Source organism: Mediterraneibacter sp. HA8405, from assembly GCF_056148955.1.
The window spans coordinates 2,637,249-2,652,181 of sequence record NZ_CM148758.1 but is presented as its reverse complement, the minus strand read 5'-3'; the positions used below and the strand labels follow the sequence as shown (position 1 = coordinate 2,652,181).

The following is a 14,933-nucleotide window of genomic DNA, read 5'->3' as shown; positions in this document are numbered from 1 at the left end:
CATTGATCTGTTCCTGAACGGGTGTAAAGAAAAAATACTTGACACACAAAAACCTTTCGTGTATGATAGCAAAGGTGACTGTGATGAATAAAATTTTAGAACAGGCGTTATTATACGATTTTTACGGTGAGCTTCTTACTCCGCACCAGAAGGATATTTATGAAAAGTTTGTTCTGGAGGATCTTTCGCTGGGAGAGATCGCGGAAGACGCCGGAATCAGCCGGCAGGGAGTCCATGATCTGGTTCGACGGTGTCAGAAATCTCTGGAGGGCTATGAAGCCAGGCTTCATCTGGTGGAACGCTTTCTTTCCGTAAAGGAAAAAGTAAGCCAGATCAATGAACTGCTAAGCGAATGGGAGAGCGGAAAGGAAGTTTCCGGAGAGATTGCAGGTCGCATCAGAAAGATTTCAGATGCGATCATTGAAGAACTGTAAAAAGAAAATATCGGAAAGAATGCAGACGAATCACGAAATAGATTGGAATTAAGAAAAATCAGAGGGATATCAGAATGGCATTTGACAGCTTAACTGAAAAACTACAGAATGTATTCCGGAATCTGCGCAGCAAGGGAAGACTTACGGAAGATGACGTGAAAACGGCATTGAAGGAAGTTAAGATGGCTCTTCTGGAGGCAGATGTTAATTTTAAGGTAGTCAAAGGATTTATCAAAGATGTCCAGGAACGCGCGGTCGGACAGGATGTTATGAACGGGCTGAATCCCGGACAGATGGTGATCAAGATCGTAAATGAAGAGCTGATAAAACTTATGGGCTCCGAGACGACGGAGATCAGACTTCAGCCCGGAAGCGCCATGACGGTTATTATGATGGCCGGTCTTCAGGGCGCGGGTAAGACAACCACTACCGCGAAGCTGGCGGGCAAGTTTAAATTAAAAGGAAAGAAACCGCTCCTTGTGGCCTGCGATGTATACCGTCCCGCGGCGATAAAACAGCTGCAGATTAACGGGGAAAAGCAGGGCGTGGAAGTGTTCTCCATGGGAGATAAGAACCGTCCGGCGGATATTGCAAAGGCCGCTGTACAGCACGCGGCGAAAAATGGAAATAACATTGTAATTCTCGATACAGCGGGCCGCCTGCATATTGACGAAGATATGATGGCAGAGCTCCAGGAGATTAAAGAGACGGTGGAGGTACACCAGACAATTCTTGTTGTGGACGCTATGACAGGACAGGACGCGGTGAACGTAGCCGGAACATTTAATGAAAAAATCGGAATAGACGGTGTAATCGTCACGAAGTTGGACGGCGATACACGAGGCGGCGCCGCGCTGTCGATCAAGGCGGTAACAGGAAGGCCGATTTTATATGTAGGTATGGGCGAGAAGCTGTCCGATCTGGAACAGTTTTATCCGGACAGAATGGCTTCCCGTATTCTCGGTATGGGCGATGTCCTGACCCTGATTGAAAAAGCAGGGGCAGAGATGGATGAAGAAAAAGCCATAAAAATGGCTGATAAGATGAAGAAAGCCCAGTTTGATTTTGATGATTATCTGGAAAGTATGGCTCAGATGCGCAAGATGGGCGGACTGTCCAGCATTATGAGCATGATGCCGGGGCTGGGCGGTTTTGGCGGAAAAGGAAAGATGCCGGATCTGGATTCGGAGGAAAATGAAAAGAGGATGGCGAGAATGGAAGCCATGATTTACTCTATGACTCCGGAAGAAAGAAGAAACCCTGATCTGCTCAATCCTTCCAGAAAACACCGGATTGCCAGAGGCGCCGGCGTGGATATCGCGGAAGTTAACCGCATGGTAAAACAGTTCAATGAGTCCAGGAAAATGATGAAAAAACTCCCAGGGATGATGGGCGGCAAAGGTGGTAAGAGGGGCAGATTCAGACTTCCCTTTTGACACATAGATCATGCCGGAGGCAGTCGGCTGCAGACGCGGCGGGGCTGACGGCAGAAGAAACAAAGAAAAAGAAAATAAATTTAAGAGGTGAAAGAAATGGCAGTAAAGATCAGATTAAGAAGAATGGGACAGAAGAAGGCTCCTTTTTATAGAATCGTAGTAGCTGATTCCAGGTCCCCGAGAGACGGCAGATTTATCGAGGAGATCGGAACATACGATCCGAACTGTGATCCGAGCGCGATCAAGGTAGACGAGGAAGCTGCTAAAAAATGGTTAAGCAACGGAGCTCAGCCGACAGAGGTTGTTGGAAAAATCTTCAAGGCAGCAGGTATTGAGAAATAAGATGACTTCGCGGAGGTGCGCGTAAGATGAAAGAATTAGTTGAAGTAATTGCAAAAGCGCTTGTTGACCATCCGGAGGAAGTCTCTGTAAACGAGAAGAAGGAAGGCCGTACAACCGTGCTGGAACTTCATGTTGCAGACGGTGACATGGGAAAGGTAATCGGCAAACAGGGCCGTATTGCAAAAGCGATCCGCTCCGTTGTAAAGGCGGCTGCGGCAAAAGAAGACAAAAGAGTCGTTGTCGATATCGTATAGCAGCGTCTGACTGCGCGGCAGGCATGGCGGCTTAGCGGATATGAGAAAGAGGGACAGTTTTCCGTTTCGGGGAGTCTGCCCCTTTCTTTTTCACATACCGGCGTATTTCAGAGAATTGAATAAATACTGAATCTGATTTCGCGGGAGAAAAAGAACAGAAAGGAAACGGGAGAAATGGAACAGTTTCTTCAGGTGGGGGTAATTTCCTCTACACATGGAATCCGGGGTGAGGTTAAAGTCTTTCCGACAACGGATGATCCGGCCCGGTTTAAAAAACTGAAAAAAGTGCTCCTGGACACAGGTAAGGAACGGCTTGAACTTGAGCTTCAGTCTGTGAAATTTTTCAAACAGTTTGTAATCCTGAAATTCAGGGGCATTGATAATATAAATGACATAGAAAAATATAAAGGAAGAAGTCTTCTGGTTCCGAGAGAAGATGCGGTAAAACTGGAGAAAGATGAATATTTTATTGCTGATCTGATTGGTATGGATGTATATACGGATGAGGAGAATGCAGACGGGCGCCGGTTCGGGGTTGTCAAAGATGTTATGGAGACGGGAGCCAATGAGGTCTATATTATTGACTCGGATAAACACGGTGAAGTACTTGTTCCTGCAATCCGGCAGTGTATTCTGGATGTGGACGTGGAAAAGCGCGTTATGAGAATTCATCTGATGAGCGGTCTTATATAAAGAAGTCAGAAGGCTCGAAACGGCCAGTTATAAGGAGAAAAAAATGAACTTTCATATACTTACATTATTTCCGGAGATGGTTATGGACGGCCTCAATACAAGTATTATCGGCCGGGCGGTCAGTGCGGGCCGTCTGTCCATTGAGGCAGTAAACATCCGGGATTATGCCTTTAACAAACATCAGAGCGTAGATGACTATCCCTATGGCGGCGGAGCCGGCATGCTTATGCAGGCAGAACCGGTGTATCTTGCATATAAGGCTGTCGCAGAGAAAATCTGCGCCGGTGGAGAAGCAGTGCTGGACGGTCAGGACGCATACGGGGAAAGAGAGCAGTTCGCCGGCCGGGAGCCGGATGACCGGCCGGCTTCCGGAAAAAAGCGCCCGCGCGTAGTTTATCTTTCGCCCCAGGGAGAAGTGTTCAATCAGAAGATGGCGGAGGAAATGGCCCGGGAAGAGGATCTGATTCTGCTCTGCGGCCATTATGAAGGAATCGATGAGCGCGTTCTGGAAGAAATCGTCACGGATTATGTTTCCATTGGAGATTATGTGCTCACGGGAGGAGAACTGCCGGCAATGGTAATGGTTGACGCGATTTCCAGACTTGTGCCCGGCGTACTCCACAATGATGTGTCTGCCGAATTTGAATCCTTTCAGGATAATCTGCTGGAATATCCTCAGTATTCCAGACCGGAAGAATGGCACGGCAAAAAAGTGCCTCCGGTGCTTATGTCCGGGCATCATGCAAATATTGAAAAGTGGAGGCGGGAGCAGTCGATTATCCGGACCTATGAGAGAAGACCGGATCTTCTGGAAAAGTGCGAGCTGACAGAGAAGGAAAAACAGTGGTTCCGGGAATGGCTTGCCGAGAAAAAACTTTGATTGGGGCTTGAAAAACCTGTAGAAATATGGTAAGCTGTAACAGTTGTGAAAAGAAGAGCGATGGTCCTCTGGCACGGAAGAGTGTTAAGAACGTCAAATATGAAGGAGGTCACACAAAATGAACGAGATCATTAAGAAGATCGAAGCAGAGCAGTTAAAAGAGAATGTACCGGAGTTTCATGTAGGTGATACTGTAAGAGTGCATGCGAAGATTAAAGAGGGAAACCGCGAAAGAATCCAGGTTTTCGAAGGAACTGTCCTTAAGAAACAGGGCGGCGGCGCAAGAGCTACTTTTACAGTAAGAAAAACATCCAATGGAATCGGCGTTGAGAAAACATGGCCGATCCACTCACCGCATGTTGAAAAAGTAGAAGTTGTTCGCAGAGGTAAAGTAAGAAGAGCGAAACTGAACTACTTAAGAAGCCGTGTAGGAAAAGCTGCAAAAGTGAAAGAATTAGTAAAATAGTAACTATGAGAGGGACAATTACAGATTTGTAGTTTGTCCCTTTTCTTATAAGAAATACTCATAAAATTCGGGGAGGAGTCATGCGGGAACTGAAGTTTAGCAGAAAGCGAAAAGGGACATCCGGAACATCGGGCAGAAGATCTTCCAGGCGTTCTGATCTTCGGTTTGAGAGTGAAAAAAGGGGAAGGCGTCATACCGGCGGATACGGACAGCCCAGACGTGTAAATATTGCCGGATTACTGTGCTGGATCGGAGAGATCATACTGGTCTGTGCCGCAGCTGTTTTTCTTGTTCTTGCCTTTGGACACAGAGTAAGCAATACAGGAGAATCAATGGAACCGGCGCTTGACAATGGGGAAGTTGTACTTGTGAACCGGCTGAGTTACCGGCTGTTTTCTCCGGCGAGAGGAGATATTGTGGCGTACAGCCAGAATGGCAGCGAACAGTATTCAATTAAAAGAATCGCAGGACTGCCGGGGGAAACAATACAAATTATAGATGGCAGTATATTTATTGACGGAGAAGAACTGACGGAAGACATTTATGCGGAAGACATTTCATATGCAGGACTCGCTTCCGCACCTGTAGAGCTGGGTGACGGAGAGTATTTTGTAATAGGCGATAATGCAGCGGCCAGTGATGACAGCAGAAGTCCGGACGCAGGCCCGGTCAGTGAAGATGAGATTTACGGAAAAGTGTGGTTTGTGGCAAGTTTCGGAGACCACTTTGGATTTATATAGGAGGGGAAGATATGCATTTTCAGTGGTATCCGGGACATATGACAAAAGCCCGGCGGATGATGCAGGAAAATATAAAGCTGATTGATCTGATTATTGAACTGGTGGATGCCCGGATTCCTTTAAGCAGCAGGAATCCGGATATCGACGACATGGGAAAAAACAAGGCCAGACTGATCGTGCTGAATAAGGCGGACCTGGCTGAAGAAAAAAGAAATGATGAGTGGGTTGAATATTTCAAAGAAAAGGGATATTCTGCTGTTAAGGTGAATTCAAAAAAGGGCGGCGGCATTAAGTCCATACAGTCTGTGATTCAGGAGGCCTGCCGGGAGAAGACAGAGAGGGACAGGCGCCGGGGAATTCTGAACCGTCCGGTACGGGCTATGGTTGCGGGAATTCCGAACGTCGGAAAGTCTACGTTTATTAATACTCTGGCCGGCAAAGCATGTACAAAAACGGGAAATAAGCCCGGAGTGACCAAAGGAAAACAGTGGATCCGCCTGAATAAAAGCGTGGAACTTCTTGATACGCCGGGAATTCTGTGGCCAAAATTTGAGGATCAGAAAGCCGCACTCAAGCTGGCCTTTATTGGTTCAATTAAGGATGAGATCCTTCAGACGGAAGAACTGGCGTCAGAGCTTATAAAATATATGGAAGAGGAATACGCGGGCGCAATCGGAGAAAAGTATTCTGTGGAAACTACGGAAGATTCCTATGAGTGCCTCAGAAGGATTGCGGAAAGCCGGCACTGCCTTGTACGGGGAAACGAACTCGACACAGAAAAAGCGGCAGCGCTTTTTCTGGATGATTTCCGCAATGGCCGGCTGGGACGGATTACACTTGAAAATCCGGAAAATGCAGCCGTAAAATGACAGAACATACAGAGCTGGCAAAAGAAAGGAAATGACCGATGAAAAGTATTGCAAAAGAGCTGGGCGCATGGTTATTATACATTCTGATAATTATAGGCATATCATATCTTGTGATCACATTTGTGGGGCAGAGAACGCAGGTGAGCGGTTCTTCCATGGAGACGACCCTTTCAGACGGGGATCAGCTTATTGTGGATAAGATATCATACCGTTTCCGTGATCCGAGCCGCTATGATATTGTTGTATTTCCATATAAATATGAGAAGAATACATATTATATAAAACGAATTATCGGACTTCCCGGAGAGACGGTTCAGATTGTAGACGGCTACGTGTACATTGACGGACAGAAGCTGGATGAGCATTACGGAAATGAGGTTATGGAAAACCCCGGAATTGCTGAGGAACCTCTGGTTCTCGGCGATGATGAATATTTTGTGCTGGGCGATAACCGGAACAACAGCCAGGACAGCAGGGCGGCCAATGTGGGAGTCATACATAAAGATGATCTGCTTGGAAGAGCCTGGGTGCGCATCTGGCCTTTGAATAAATTTGGAGTGATTAAACATGAGTAAAAGCATTTCTCAGATCAGGCAGGAATTTGACGAAGCGGATGAAGAAAGAGGAGAAGTACTCTGCCGGCTTTATGCCGGGGACGCCAGGACGGGTGTGCAGAACCTGATTGAACGGTACAGACGAAGAAAAGAAGCGCTGAAAAAAGAGCGGACGCGTCTTGCCGGGATGATGATTTATGAGAAAAAATACAGAGAATACGGGCGGCTCTGCGGCATTGATGAGGCGGGCAGAGGTCCCCTTGCAGGTCCGGTAGTTGCAGGAGCGGTTATACTTTCGGAGAATTGTGAAATACTGGGCATAAATGACTCCAAGAAGTTGACGGCGAAGAAAAGAGAAGTTTTATATGATGAAATTATGGAGAAAGCGGTTGCAGTCTCGACAGGCATTGTATCTCCGCAGAGAATTGATGAGATCAATATTCTGCAGGCCACTTATGAAGCCATGCGGGAAGCGGTTGCCGGTCTCGGAACAGAGCCGGATCTCCTGCTGAATGATGCAGTTACCATACCGGAGGTTATTATTCCTCAGGTTCCTATTGTAAAGGGAGATGCAAAAAGCGTGTCTATTGCAGCTGCCAGCATTATTGCAAAAGTTACAAGGGATCGTATTATGCTGAAATATGAAAACAGGTTTCCGGGATATGGATTTGCTTCGAATAAGGGTTATGGTTCGGCAGAGCATATTGAAGCGCTTCGCCGTCTGGGGCCTACTCCGATTCACAGGAACAGCTTTATCGGTAATTTTATCTGAGGCAGCAAAGCGTTTCGGAGGAGCCGTTTCTCTGTTCTGCGTAATTGTTGGATATGGAAACAAATAAGATAGAAAATAATAAAAGACAAACAGGAATAAAATATGAGCAGGCAGCGGGCTTTTTCCTGGAACAGATGGGATATGAGATTCTGGAGTATAATTACCGCTGCCGGTTTGGTGAAATTGATATTATTGCAAAGGACGGCGCCTGTCTGGTATTCTGTGAAGTGAAGTACCGTTCCGGCAGAGGAAAAGGCAGTCCACTGGAAGCGGTAGACTATCGGAAGCAGCAGACGATTTTCCGGTGTGCCTCTCATTATCTGGCAGGACAGGGATTCGGCGATATCCCGTGCCGGTTTGATGTGATCGGTATTGAGGGGACGGCGATTACTCATATAGAAAATGCATTTACAGGATAAAGATATCTGAAAGATCTGCTCCGGGGCAGGAAAATCAACCGGATGTTTCAGGTACGGCGGAAGTATACGGATTATTTGAGCAGAAAGGCGGTGTGTCAGTGGGACTGGGACTGAAATATAAAGATAGCCGGCATATATTCGATGAGCGTGGAGCAACTGTCCCCTATCTGGAGTTTCCTCTCCTGAGAAATTCCGGGATTGTGAATCACGGATTTTCCACCAGGCTGGGCGGAGTAAGTGAAGGCTGCTTTTCTTCTATGAATCTGAGCTTTGACCGGGGCGACCGCCCGGAGGCAGTACAGGAAAATTTCCGAAGAATGGGAAGTGCGATTGGAGTGGAATGCGGGGATATGGTGCTTTCACAGCAGACCCATACCACAAATGTGCGTCTTGTGACAGAAAAGGACAGAGGCAAAGGGATCGTTCGGGAACGGGACTATACAGATGTGGACGGTCTGATTACAGATGTACCGGCAATCTGTCTGGTTACATCCTTTGCAGACTGTGTGCCGCTGTATTTTGTGGATCCGGTAAAAAAGGCCATTGGCCTGAGCCATTCCGGATGGCGCGGAACGGTGGGACGGATTGGTCAGAAAACCATTGAAAAAATGCAGCAGTGTTTCGGATCTGAACCAGCTGATATACTGGCGGCGGTAGGCCCTTCGGTATGTATGGACTGTTATGAGGTCAGTGAAGATGTGATTCTCCGTTTCCGGGAAGCTTTTGATAAACGGGTCTGGGGAGATCTTTTTTATGAAAAATCCGGAGGAAAATATCAGTTGAATCTGTGGAAAGCAAATGAGATTATATTCCGTGAGGCGGGAATTCTTCCGGAGCATATGGCAGTTACCAATCTGTGCACGCACTGCAACAGCAGCATTCTGTATTCTCACAGGGCACAGGGGAACAGAAGGGGCAACCTGTGTGCGTTTCTTGCCCTGAAGAAAGATTAAGAAAGGAGGAGACCCTATGTTACTGGCAACAGCAAATACAACAGACGAATCAGTCACAGATATTCTGGATTCCGCAACGGAAGTTACTGCGGAAGCAACAAAAGAGGTGAATGGATTCTTTCAGTTTATAGAAGATAATATTCCTAATATTGTTTCTTTTGGAATTAAGGTCGTCCTTGCCCTTGTATTCTTTTTTATAGGCGGCAAAGTAATTAAATGGATACGTAAGATTGTACGTCGGTCTTTTGAACGCACCGGCGCTGATACAGGTGTGACGCAGTTTGTGGATTCCATGCTCAAATTCGGACTGTACGCCCTTCTTATTTTTATGATTGCCACAAATTTCGGAGTGGAATCTTCGTCTGTGGCGGCATTAATCGCGTCGGCCGGCGTGGCTGTGGGTCTTGCGCTGCAGGGGAGCCTCTCAAATTTTGCGGGCGGTATTCTGATCCTGCTTCTGAAGCCTTTTGTGGTCGGAGACTATATTGCGGTGCCTCAGGAAGGAATTGAAGGAACGGTAAAAGAGATTCAGATTTTTTATACAAAAATGGCTACGGTAGATAATCAGACAGTAGTTGTTCCGAACAGTATTCTGACCAGCAACAGTCTGACTAATGTTACGGCAAGGCCGGAGAGAAAACTGGATCTGAAGGTGGGCATCTCCTATGATGCGGATATGAAGCAGGCAAAGCATATTATAGAGGAGATCCTCCACAGAGATCTGTCTGTGATTCAGGATGAAGAAATTGTAGTATTTGTATCCGATCTGGCTGACAGCGCGGTTATGATCGGCCTCCGGGCATGGGTGAAGACAGAGGAATACTGGGCTGCCAGATGGCGTATTCTGGAACAGATCAAAACCGAATTCGATCAGGCCGGAATTGAGATTCCCTACAACCAGCTTACGGTTCATCTGTCCGGTGACGGAGACCGTCAGGAGCCACGCTGATAAAGGCGGCCGGAGGCAGAGAAGAGAAAAGCAGAGAAAAGGGAAGAAAGAGTAAAAAACAGTTGAAATTTGCCTGAAAACAGGATATAATAACAAAGTCCGCTAAAAGCGGACAATATGCCGGAATAGCTCAGTCGGTAGAGCACTTCACTCGTAATGAAGGGGTCGTCAGTTCAAGTCTGATTTCCGGCTTATAAGCAGAGCGCAATCCCAGGAACGTTGAGGGGTTGCGTTTTTCTATGTCACAGGATAAAAATATATGCTATACTGATGAAGTCGGTGTACAGGCGGGGGGTATGTATTTTATTCCGGCAGAAACGTATAAAATTCAGTCAGGAGGAATCAGATATGAAGCCATCAGAAGAAGTGAAGAAGATGTTTGAACAGGACCGTTTCGCTACGGATAACGGCGCTTATATAGAAGAAGTAGACGACCATTACGCAAAGTGCAGTCTGAATATTGAAGACAGACATAAAAATGCCATGGGCGCGGTTATGGGCGGCGTGTATTTTACGCTGGCGGATTTTGCTCTGGCTGTGGCCACAAACTGGCAGGAAATGGGCTCCGTTTCTCTGGATTCTCAGATTACCTACCTGAGCCGGGCCAAAGGAACAAAACTGACAGCAGAGGCTGTCTGTGTAAAAAACGGCAGAACCACCAGCTATTACAGGATTGACGTAAAAGACGATCTGGGCAATCTGACTGCGGCAGTGACGGCGACCAGCTTCCGCGTGGCAAAATAATATTATTTCTCAATCAGTTTTTCAGGAGGAAAAAGATGGAAAAGTCAAAAGTATATTTCTGTGATTTCAGGGCAAAACCGGGAACTAATTTACCGGAAAAGCTTCAGAGACTTATAAAAAAGGCGGGGATCGGAAACATTAATTTTGACAGAAAGATGACGGCGATAAAAATTCATTTTGGCGAGCCGGGAAACCTGTCCTATCTTCGGCCAAATTATGCAAAGGCAGTGGCAGATGTGGTAAAAGAGCTGGGCGGACGTCCGTTCCTTACAGACTGCAACACACTTTATGTGGGGCGGAGGAAGGATGCTCTTGAACATTTGAGCGCTGCATACGAAAATGGATTTAACCTGCTGTCCACCGGCTGTCATATTATTATCGGCGACGGCCTGAAGGGAACAGATGACGTGAGCGTTCCGGTGAAGGGCGGAGAACTTGTAAAAGAAGCAAAAATCGGAAAAGCGATTATGGATGCAGATATATTTATCAGTCTCAGTCACTTTAAGGGACATGAAATGGCCGGGTTCGGCGGCTGCCTGAAAAATATCGGCATGGGCTGCGGCAGCCGTGCCGGCAAGATGGAACAGCACAACAGCGGAAAGCCTTCTGTTGATCCGGATGTCTGTGTGGGATGCAGAGTCTGTTCCAGAAATTGCGCACACGGCGCGATTTCATTCCCGGACAAAAAGGCAGTGATCGACCATGAGAAATGCGCAGGCTGCGGGAGATGTCTTGGAGCATGCAATTTTGACGCGATTTACAATGAGAATTCATCGGCAGTGAAGGAACTGAATATGAAGATCGCAGAGTATTCAAAGGCAGTAGTGGACGGCCGGCCGAATTTTCACATTAATCTGGTCCTGGATGTATCTCCTTACTGCGACTGCCATGGGGAAAATGATGTTCCGATTATACCGGATGTGGGAATGTTCGCGAGCTTCGATCCGGTCGCTCTGGATCAGGCATGCGCAGATGCCTGCAACGCGCAGAAACCCATACCCGGAAGTCTTCTGGATGAGCGGATGCATGAGAAGGGATTTTGTGATCACCACGATCATTTTGTAAACACAACGCCTCAGAGCGAATGGAAGACATGTCTTGCACATGCGGAAAAGATCGGGCTTGGCAGCAGGGATTATGAACTGATTCAGGTTTGAGCAGCTTCAGTCTGAATACAGCGATGTCTGATCAAGGAAAACAGGGAAGAGAGGAAATATTTATGAAAAGGGAAAAATTCGGTTCCCGTCTGGGATTTATTCTGATCTCGGCCGGGTGCGCAATCGGACTGGGAAATGTATGGCGGTTCCCATATATTACCGGACAGTACGGCGGAGCGGCGTTTGTGCTGATCTATCTGCTGTGTCTGGTGCTTCTGGGACTGCCGATTATGGTAATGGAATTTTCTGTAGGCCGGGGCGCCGGCTGCAGTATTGCAATGGCTTTTGACAAACTGGAGCCTCTGGGAACAAAGTGGCACTGGTATAAGTGGCTCGGCATGGCAGGAAATTATCTGCTTATGATGTTTTATACTACAATCGGCGGCTGGCTTCTGATTTATCTGTATAAAATGGCCGCAGGAAGTTTTGAAGGAATGGATGCAGCGCAGATTGAAGGCGAATTCGGAAATCTGATGGGACAGCCGGTCCTTATGACAGTGTTTATGGCTGTTGTTGTAATTATGTGCTTTGGAATCGTGAGACTGGGACTTCAGAAAGGAGTCGAAGGCATTACAAAAATCATGATGGTTCTTCTTCTTATCCTTCTGATTATACTTGCCATCCGTGCCATTATGCTTCCGGGTGCAGGCGCAGGGCTGGAATTTTATCTTCTTCCGGATTTTGGCAAAATGAAAGAAGCGGGAATTCTGGAAGTTGTATCAGCGGCCATGAACCAGTCCTTCTTTACATTAAGCCTGGGAATCGGCGCAATGGCGATCTTTGGAAGCTATATCGATAAAAAGAGAAGACTGGCAGGAGAGGCTATAGCGATCACTGTGCTTGATACAAGCGTAGCTCTGATTTCCGGTCTGATTATTTTCCCGGCAAGCTTTGCTTTCGGTGTAAATCCGGACAGTGGTCCGAATCTGATCTTTATTACCCTGCCGAATATTTTTAATTCCATGGCAGGCGGCAGACTGTGGGGAGCGATCTTTTTCCTGTGCATGTTCTTTGCATCGGCATCCACAATTATTGCCGTATTTGAGAACATCATTGCATTTGCAATGGATCTGACCGGTTGCTCCAGAGGAAAGGCAGTAGCAGTAAATCTTGTGGCGATTCTTCTGCTTTCCATGCCGTGCGTGCTGGGCTACAATGTACTGAGCGGTTTCGCTCCGTTCGGGGAAGGAACGGCGATCCTGGATCTGGAAGACTTCATCGTCAGCAATAACATTCTGCCTATCGGCAGTCTGGTTTACGTACTGTTCTGTACAACCCGCTACGGCTGGGGCTGGAAAAACTTCCTCTCCGAAGCCAACGCCGGAGAAGGCCCCAAATTCCCCAAATGGGTAAGACCATACGTAACCTTCATCATACCATTAATCATAATCTTCCTTTTCATCCAAGGCTACTGGAGCAAATTTGCAGGCTAGGCTTAAGCCATGCGTCATAAAAAAGAGTGTTCACATCATGCTTGCATGAATGTGGATACTCTTTTTGTATGACATAGGGCGCAGCCCGTGAGCGAGATGGAGCGCAAAGCGCGGAATCGAGCTGCATGGCTAAAGCCGGACGGTATGGAGGCGCAGCCCGTGAGCGAGATGGAGCGCAAAGCGCGGAATCGAGCTGCATGGCTAAAGCCGGACGGTATGGAGGCGCAGCCCTCATATTCGTTTCTGATATATTTTCTCCACCACCCCGATTACCGCATACAGTACTATCGCCATAATGCACAGCAGCACAATGGACATAAGGAGCCAATCCATCTTAAAGACCTGACTTGAATAAATAATCAGATACCCCAGTCCGCTTCTGGCAGCCAGAAATTCCCCGATTACGACCCCTACCAGACAGAGTCCGATGTTTACTTTCATGTTGCTGATTACGGCGGGCACCGAACCGGGCAGAACAACCTTTGTCAGGGCGTGCCGGCGTTTTCCGTGAAGTGTATAAATGAGTTTGATTTTTTCATCATCGACAGTTGTGAAACTTGTATACAGATTCATGATGCTTCCGAATATGGCAACTGACATGCCGGCCACAATAATTGTTTTTGGCGTAGCGCCCAGCCAGACAATCAGCAGCGGGGCCAGCGCTGATTTCGGCAGACTGTTCAGGACTACAAGATAGGGTTCCAGAATATCCGAGAGTCTTTTGCTGCACCAGAGCAGTATGGCCGCCAGCAGACTGAACAGGGTAACCAGCAGAAAACTGGCAAGAGTTTCATACAGTGTAATGCTGATATGCCGGAAAATGGAACGATCCCGCACCATTTCCCGAAAACATGCGGCGATTTTCGAAGGGCTGCTGAAAATAAAAGAGTCAATGACTCCGGTATCAGCACAGAATTCCCAGAGAAAGAGAAAACCCGCCAGAATCAGAATGCGGGCGGCGTAAACAGTAATACGCCGGATCTTCAGACGTCTGATAAAAAGTTCCTGAGCCCGGGACGGTTTATTCATTGTGATTCAGCTCCTTCCAGATTTGATTGAAATATGTTTTGAATTCCGGCGCATTTCTCCGGTTCAGCGGAGTATCATTTTCCAGATCAAAAGAGACAGGTACAATACAGAGTACGGTGGCAGGTCTTTTGGAAAGTACGATAACCCGGTCTGCCAGGCTTACGGCTTCCGACAGGTCGTGAGTTACAAGCAGAGCGGTCTTTCCGGATCTGCGGATGATCTGGCCGATATCGTCGCTTACCGTCAGCCGGGTCTGGTAATCCAGCGCGGAAAAAGGTTCATCCAGAAGTAAAAGTTCCGGATCCAGAAGGAGGGTCCGGATCAGAGCGGCCCTCTGGCGCATTCCGCCGGAGAGCTGGGAAGGTTTTGCCCGGGCAAATGGTTTCAGCCCGTACTGTTCCAGGAGAGCGTCGGCTTTTTTCTTTGTTCCGGCATCCAGAGAGCGGTTGATTTCAGTGCCCAGCAGAATATTGCGGTATACGGTCCGCCATTCAAACAGATGATCATGCTGCAGCATATAGCCGATATTGGAAGCATTTTCCGTAAGAGGCTTTCCGTTCAGGCGGATGTCCCCTGATTCGGGGATCATAAGCCCCGCGATCAGAGAAAGCAGAGTGGATTTGCCGCAGCCGGACGGGCCGACTACAGCGGTAAACCCGCCGGGAGCAAGAGAGAAGGAAATGTCCGAAAGCGCAGGAGTCTCCCCTTCAGGCGTATGGTAGGAATAATTTATATTTTTCAGTTCAAGTATTGGTTTCATAGAGTCACTCCCATCTGACAGTATCTATAATTAATGTATGAAAAATCCA

General features: G+C 47.5%; 19 protein-coding genes and 1 tRNA gene. 18 read left to right on the top strand and 2 right to left on the bottom strand.

Annotated elements, in window-relative coordinates; all coding sequences use genetic code 11:
• Positions 1 to 83 precede the first annotated feature (83 nt).
• From ylxM to AC0QUU_RS12415, 18 genes are all read left to right on the top strand, one after another.
• Positions 84 to 434, top strand: coding sequence for a YlxM family DNA-binding protein (gene ylxM / locus AC0QUU_RS12500; RefSeq protein ID WP_474543215.1), 351 nt, complete (start codon positions 84 to 86; stop codon positions 432 to 434).
• Between the two features lie 74 nt (positions 435 to 508).
• On the top strand, positions 509 to 1,870 hold the full coding sequence (gene ffh, locus AC0QUU_RS12495) for a signal recognition particle protein (RefSeq protein ID WP_474543214.1): 1,362 nt from the start codon (positions 509 to 511) through the stop codon (positions 1,868 to 1,870).
• Positions 1,871 to 1,966: 96 nt separating this feature from the next.
• Positions 1,967 to 2,212, top strand: coding sequence for a 30S ribosomal protein S16 (gene rpsP / locus AC0QUU_RS12490; protein ID WP_474543212.1), 246 nt, complete (start codon positions 1,967 to 1,969; stop codon positions 2,210 to 2,212).
• Positions 2,213 to 2,238: 26 nt separating this feature from the next.
• A complete protein-coding gene (locus tag AC0QUU_RS12485) occupies positions 2,239 to 2,466 on the top strand; it encodes a KH domain-containing protein (RefSeq protein ID WP_227708049.1) in 228 nt (75 codons plus the stop codon).
• Between the two features lie 174 nt (positions 2,467 to 2,640).
• On the top strand, positions 2,641 to 3,159 hold the full coding sequence (rimM, locus tag AC0QUU_RS12480) for a ribosome maturation factor RimM (RefSeq protein WP_474543209.1): 519 nt from the start codon (positions 2,641 to 2,643) through the stop codon (positions 3,157 to 3,159).
• 43 nt (positions 3,160 to 3,202) lie between these two features.
• Positions 3,203 to 4,039, top strand: a complete 837-nt coding sequence (trmD, locus tag AC0QUU_RS12475) for a tRNA (guanosine(37)-N1)-methyltransferase TrmD (RefSeq protein WP_474543208.1) — start codon at positions 3,203 to 3,205, stop codon at positions 4,037 to 4,039.
• A 118-nt stretch (positions 4,040 to 4,157) separates the two neighbouring features.
• The gene (gene rplS, locus AC0QUU_RS12470) at positions 4,158 to 4,505 is read left to right on the top strand and encodes a 50S ribosomal protein L19 (RefSeq protein WP_474543206.1); all 348 of its coding nucleotides are present in this window, start codon (positions 4,158 to 4,160) and stop codon (positions 4,503 to 4,505) included.
• A gap of 80 nt (positions 4,506 to 4,585) precedes the next feature.
• Positions 4,586 to 5,245: a signal peptidase I gene (lepB, locus tag AC0QUU_RS12465; protein WP_474543205.1), complete on the top strand. Its 660-nt coding sequence runs from the start codon at positions 4,586 to 4,588 to the stop codon at positions 5,243 to 5,245.
• Positions 5,246 to 5,256: 11 nt separating this feature from the next.
• The gene (gene ylqF / locus AC0QUU_RS12460) at positions 5,257 to 6,114 is read left to right on the top strand and encodes a ribosome biogenesis GTPase YlqF (protein WP_474543203.1); all 858 of its coding nucleotides are present in this window, start codon (positions 5,257 to 5,259) and stop codon (positions 6,112 to 6,114) included.
• A 38-nt stretch (positions 6,115 to 6,152) separates the two neighbouring features.
• The gene (gene lepB / locus AC0QUU_RS12455; protein WP_474543201.1) at positions 6,153 to 6,689 is read left to right on the top strand and encodes a signal peptidase I; all 537 of its coding nucleotides are present in this window, start codon (positions 6,153 to 6,155) and stop codon (positions 6,687 to 6,689) included.
• On the top strand, positions 6,682 to 7,440 hold the full coding sequence (locus AC0QUU_RS12450) for a ribonuclease HII (RefSeq protein ID WP_474543200.1): 759 nt from the start codon (positions 6,682 to 6,684) through the stop codon (positions 7,438 to 7,440). The genes lepB (AC0QUU_RS12455) and AC0QUU_RS12450 overlap by 8 nt, the downstream gene beginning before the upstream one ends.
• A 53-nt stretch (positions 7,441 to 7,493) precedes the next feature.
• Positions 7,494 to 7,859: a YraN family protein gene (locus tag AC0QUU_RS12445; RefSeq protein ID WP_474543199.1), complete on the top strand. Its 366-nt coding sequence runs from the start codon at positions 7,494 to 7,496 to the stop codon at positions 7,857 to 7,859.
• Between the two features lie 98 nt (positions 7,860 to 7,957).
• Positions 7,958 to 8,812 (top strand): peptidoglycan editing factor PgeF, encoded by an 855-nt coding sequence (gene pgeF, locus AC0QUU_RS12440; RefSeq protein WP_474545581.1) that lies wholly within the window; start codon positions 7,958 to 7,960, stop codon positions 8,810 to 8,812.
• Between the two features lie 16 nt (positions 8,813 to 8,828).
• A complete protein-coding gene (locus AC0QUU_RS12435; RefSeq protein ID WP_474543197.1) occupies positions 8,829 to 9,761 on the top strand; it encodes a mechanosensitive ion channel family protein in 933 nt (310 codons plus the stop codon).
• 119 nt (positions 9,762 to 9,880) lie between these two features.
• A tRNA-Thr gene (locus tag AC0QUU_RS12430) sits at positions 9,881 to 9,953 on the top strand.
• A gap of 156 nt (positions 9,954 to 10,109) precedes the next feature.
• Positions 10,110 to 10,505, top strand: coding sequence for a PaaI family thioesterase (locus tag AC0QUU_RS12425; protein ID WP_474543195.1), 396 nt, complete (start codon positions 10,110 to 10,112; stop codon positions 10,503 to 10,505).
• A 35-nt stretch (positions 10,506 to 10,540) separates the two neighbouring features.
• Positions 10,541 to 11,662, top strand: coding sequence for a DUF362 domain-containing protein (locus tag AC0QUU_RS12420; RefSeq protein WP_474543193.1), 1,122 nt, complete (start codon positions 10,541 to 10,543; stop codon positions 11,660 to 11,662).
• Positions 11,663 to 11,724: 62 nt separating this feature from the next.
• Positions 11,725 to 13,095: a sodium-dependent transporter gene (locus AC0QUU_RS12415; RefSeq protein WP_474543191.1), complete on the top strand. Its 1,371-nt coding sequence runs from the start codon at positions 11,725 to 11,727 to the stop codon at positions 13,093 to 13,095.
• A 231-nt stretch (positions 13,096 to 13,326) separates the two neighbouring features.
• On the opposite strand, the gene AC0QUU_RS12410 is transcribed toward AC0QUU_RS12415, so the two are convergent.
• Together AC0QUU_RS12410 and AC0QUU_RS12405 are read right to left on the bottom strand one after the other, a co-directional pair.
• Positions 13,327 to 14,124, bottom strand: coding sequence for an ABC transporter permease (locus AC0QUU_RS12410; RefSeq protein ID WP_474543190.1), 798 nt, complete (start codon positions 14,122 to 14,124; stop codon positions 13,327 to 13,329).
• Positions 14,117 to 14,884: an ABC transporter ATP-binding protein gene (locus tag AC0QUU_RS12405; RefSeq protein ID WP_474543189.1), complete on the bottom strand. Its 768-nt coding sequence runs from the start codon at positions 14,882 to 14,884 to the stop codon at positions 14,117 to 14,119. Before AC0QUU_RS12405 ends, AC0QUU_RS12410 begins: the two co-directional genes overlap by 8 nt.
• Positions 14,885 to 14,933: the final 49 nt, after the last annotated feature.

What these genes read in the sequence shown, in the direction of transcription:
- rpsP (WP_474543212.1), top strand. Translation starts at nt 1,967, where the DNA reads ATGGCAGTAAAGATCAGATTAAGAAGAATGGGACAGAAGAAGGCTCCT.
- AC0QUU_RS12420 (WP_474543193.1), top strand. Translation starts at nt 10,541, where the DNA reads ATGGAAAAGTCAAAAGTATATTTCTGTGATTTCAGGGCAAAACCGGGA.
- AC0QUU_RS12445 (WP_474543199.1), top strand. Translation starts at nt 7,494, where the DNA reads ATGGAAACAAATAAGATAGAAAATAATAAAAGACAAACAGGAATAAAA.
- AC0QUU_RS12450 (WP_474543200.1), top strand. Translation starts at nt 6,682, where the DNA reads ATGAGTAAAAGCATTTCTCAGATCAGGCAGGAATTTGACGAAGCGGAT.
- ylqF (WP_474543203.1), top strand. Translation starts at nt 5,257, where the DNA reads ATGCATTTTCAGTGGTATCCGGGACATATGACAAAAGCCCGGCGGATG.
- AC0QUU_RS12425 (WP_474543195.1), top strand. Translation starts at nt 10,110, where the DNA reads ATGAAGCCATCAGAAGAAGTGAAGAAGATGTTTGAACAGGACCGTTTC.
- lepB (WP_474543201.1), top strand. Translation starts at nt 6,153, where the DNA reads ATGAAAAGTATTGCAAAAGAGCTGGGCGCATGGTTATTATACATTCTG.
- trmD (WP_474543208.1), top strand. Translation starts at nt 3,203, where the DNA reads ATGAACTTTCATATACTTACATTATTTCCGGAGATGGTTATGGACGGC.
- AC0QUU_RS12485 (WP_227708049.1), top strand. Translation starts at nt 2,239, where the DNA reads ATGAAAGAATTAGTTGAAGTAATTGCAAAAGCGCTTGTTGACCATCCG.
- AC0QUU_RS12415 (WP_474543191.1), top strand. Translation starts at nt 11,725, where the DNA reads ATGAAAAGGGAAAAATTCGGTTCCCGTCTGGGATTTATTCTGATCTCG.
- rimM (WP_474543209.1), top strand. Translation starts at nt 2,641, where the DNA reads ATGGAACAGTTTCTTCAGGTGGGGGTAATTTCCTCTACACATGGAATC.
- AC0QUU_RS12435 (WP_474543197.1), top strand. Translation starts at nt 8,829, where the DNA reads ATGTTACTGGCAACAGCAAATACAACAGACGAATCAGTCACAGATATT.
- ffh (WP_474543214.1), top strand. Translation starts at nt 509, where the DNA reads ATGGCATTTGACAGCTTAACTGAAAAACTACAGAATGTATTCCGGAAT.
- ylxM (WP_474543215.1), top strand. Translation starts at nt 84, where the DNA reads ATGAATAAAATTTTAGAACAGGCGTTATTATACGATTTTTACGGTGAG.
- lepB (WP_474543205.1), top strand. Translation starts at nt 4,586, where the DNA reads ATGCGGGAACTGAAGTTTAGCAGAAAGCGAAAAGGGACATCCGGAACA.
- AC0QUU_RS12410 (WP_474543190.1), bottom strand. Translation starts at nt 14,124, where the DNA reads ATGAATAAACCGTCCCGGGCTCAGGAACTTTTTATCAGACGTCTGAAG.
- rplS (WP_474543206.1), top strand. Translation starts at nt 4,158, where the DNA reads ATGAACGAGATCATTAAGAAGATCGAAGCAGAGCAGTTAAAAGAGAAT.
- AC0QUU_RS12405 (WP_474543189.1), bottom strand. Translation starts at nt 14,884, where the DNA reads ATGAAACCAATACTTGAACTGAAAAATATAAATTATTCCTACCATACG.